General features: G+C 75.3%; 2 protein-coding genes. One reads left to right on the top strand and one right to left on the bottom strand.

Translation table 11 applies throughout. From position 1 onward, the window contains the following. Positions 1-228: 228 nt before the first annotated feature. Positions 229-711, top strand: coding sequence for a hypothetical protein (locus tag MHW47_RS34830; protein ID WP_374230194.1), 483 nt, complete (start codon positions 229-231; stop codon positions 709-711). On the opposite strand, the gene MHW47_RS34825 is transcribed toward MHW47_RS34830, so the two are convergent. Continuing rightward, a complete protein-coding gene (locus tag MHW47_RS34825; RefSeq protein ID WP_239227827.1) occupies positions 708-1,910 on the bottom strand; it encodes an amino acid deaminase/aldolase in 1,203 nt (400 codons plus the stop codon). The two genes, MHW47_RS34830 and MHW47_RS34825, sit on opposite strands and share 4 nt — an antisense overlap. Between the last annotated feature and the right edge of the window lie 236 nt (positions 1,911-2,146).

Raw genomic sequence — 2,146 nt, 5'->3', positions numbered from 1 at the left:
GCTACTACGTCCGCTGGCGGGTCACCACCGCCAAGGGCCCCGGCGGCTACGTGCAGTCGCTCGCCTTCCCCTCACCCGTCGGCAGCGAGTCGCCCGTCATCGTGCGCTACGCCTTCGACGCCGGCCCGCCAGGACCCGGCCCTCCTCGTCGACCAGCTCAACGGGATCTCCCTGCCCATCCCGGACGGCTGGGAGCGCCCCGAGCGCACCTCCGGGCAGCTCCTCACCATGCGGACGAAGAACTCCTACGCATGCCCCGGCGCCTCCAGCGCGTACTGCTACCGAGGCACGGTCACCACCCGGACCCCCGGCGGCACCGACGCCACCACGCCCCGGGCCCTCGCCGAGGAGGACATCACCGACGCCGCCGACCGCGCCTACGAGGAGGACCTCGTCGGCCGGCGCGTCCACGGCGGCATCACCGCGCACCGGCAGATCGCCGCGGGCGCGGTCACGGTGGCCGGACGCAGCGGCTACTACGTCCGCTGGCGGGTCACCACCGCCAAGGGCCCCGGCGGCTACGTGCAGTCGCTCGCCTTCCCCTCACCCGTCGGCAGCGAGTCGCCCGTCATCGTGCGCTACGCCTTCGACGCCGGCCCCGACGGACCCCCGCCGTCCCTCATGGACACGCTCACCCGGGGCATCCGCCCCCTCGGCGGCGACGCGAAGGACGACGAGGGCGCCGGCAGCGCCATCGAGCACACCCACTAGAGGAACGTACGGCCCTCGCCCCGGTACGTCGGCACCGTCGCGGTGACCCGGTCGCCCTCGATCAGGTGCAGCGCGTCGAACCGCTCGCACAGCTCACCGGCCTTCGCGTGCCGGAACCACACCTTGTCGCCGATCAGCAGATCGTCGGCCGGCGCGCCCAGCAGCGGGGTCTGCACCTCACCCGGCCCCTCCTGCGGGTCGTAGCGCAGCCCCTCCGGGAGGTACGGGACCGGCAGCCGGTCCGCCCCGGCCGCGCCCGACGCCGGATAGCCGCCCCCGAGCACCGTCACCACACCCACCCCGGGGCGCCGCACCACCGGCTGCGCGAACAGGGCGGCCGGGCGCGCGGTGAACGACGTGTAGTTGTCGAACAGGCGCGGCACGTACAGCCCCGAACCGGCGGCGATCTCCGTCACCGCGTCCTCCGCCGCCGTGTGCTGCACACTGCCCGTGCCGCCGCCGTTCACGAACTCCAGGTCCGGCGCCACGGCCCGGACCGCCCGCACCACCTCGGCCCGCCGCGCCGCCAGCTCCCTGCGGGCCGCCGCCTGCATCAGCCGGATCGCCCGCGACCGCAGCGGACGGCCCGCCACCGCGTCGCCGACGCCCGCGATGTGCCCCTCGTACGCCATCAGGCCCACCAGCCGGAAACCCGGCCGCCGGACCACGGACCTGGCCAGCTCCGCCAGCTCGGCCGGGGAGCGCAGCGGCGAGCGCAGGGCGCCGATGCGGACCCGGCCGCCGAGCATCCGCAGCGAGGTGTCCAGCTCCAGGCAGACCCGGATCTCCTGGGAGCCGCCCGCCCGCGCCGCGTCGATCAGATCCAGCTGGGAGACGTCGTCCACGATCACCGTCACGGCGGCGGCGAGCTTCGGATCGGCGGCCAGCTCGGCACAGGCCGACCGGTCGGCGGACGGATAGGCCAGCAGCACGTCCTCGAAGCCTGCGCGGGCCAGCCACAGCGACTCCGCCAGCGTGAACGACATGATCCCGGCGAAGCCCGGCCGCGCCAGCACCCGCTCCAGCAGCGCCCGGCACCGCACCGACTTGCTCGCCACCCGGACCGGCTTGCCCCCGGCCCGGCGTACGAGATCGTCGGCGTTGGCGTCGAACGCCTCCAGATCGACGACGGCGACGGGGGCGTCGAGATGCGCGGTGGCCCGGTCGTAACGGGCCCGGTCGGCGGCACGGGCAGTCATGGCCGCAGCTTGCCAGACCCTCGTACTGATGGGTAGGGGGAAGATCCGTGCAGATCCGCCGGTGTCCGGGCGGCCCGCTCCCGCCGGGACCACCGCAGCCCGTAGAGTGGCGCGCACGCGGCGAGCGGGGACCGCGCGCGGTACGGAACGGATCAGGGGGACGCATGAGTACCGAAGCGCGACGCGCCCCCCAGCCGCCCCGCCCGACCACCCCGCCGCGCCCCTCCCAGCCCCCG

Origin of the sequence: Streptomyces sp. OfavH-34-F (assembly GCF_022347745.1) — a bacterium.
Classification (GTDB): Bacteria; Actinomycetota; Actinomycetes; order Streptomycetales; family Streptomycetaceae; genus Streptomyces.
This window is presented reverse-complemented; position numbering and strand designations above follow the sequence as displayed.